The sequence below is a fragment of the Vibrio sp. YT-19(2023) genome, from assembly GCF_033337395.1.
The window spans coordinates 1-566 of the sequence record NZ_JAWOQN010000894.1 but is presented as its reverse complement, the minus strand read 5'-3'; the positions used below and the strand labels follow the sequence as shown (position 1 = coordinate 566).

The window sequence follows — 566 nt, the reverse complement described above, 5'->3', positions numbered from 1 at the left end:
GATCCAACCAAAGCCAATTGAACCCAACGCATCCATCGTCATGTACCCTTGCGTCAAACCTTCTGCAGACGGACCACTCACGTATGGGCCACTGGCTTGTGTCAACTCACCCGCTGGGTAAATCAAGGCAGTGGCAGACATGATGATCAAAATCGCCATTAACGCCGGTGTTAGGATTTTGCCTAAGTTATCAACCAACTTACCTGGGTAAAGCGCAAACCAAATGGTTGCTACACAAAAGGCAATCGTAAACGGCACTAATGCCGCCTCACCAAAGATTGGGGCGAAGCTAAATTGATAGGCGACGGTAATGGCTCGCGGAATCACAAATGCTGGCCCGATGACGATGAAGACCATCACCCAAACACTGGTTGCTAGCGGTTTTGGTAGCGCAGCGGTTAGCTTGTCTGAGCCATTAACGATCGCCACCATTACCAGTGCTAAAGCAGGTAGGCCCACGCCAGTTAAAAGGAATCCAGACATTCCACTCAAAAAGTTTTCACCTGCTTGGTAACCCAAAAATGGAGGGAAGATAAGGTTACCTGCGCCTAAATACATGGCGAAAG

General features: G+C 49.1%; 1 protein-coding gene. It reads right to left on the bottom strand.

From position 1 onward, the window contains the following. Nucleotides 1-566, bottom strand: a 566-nt coding sequence (locus tag R7E78_RS29035; RefSeq protein ID WP_318059006.1) for a branched-chain amino acid transport system II carrier protein, incomplete at both ends; no start/stop codon positions are given.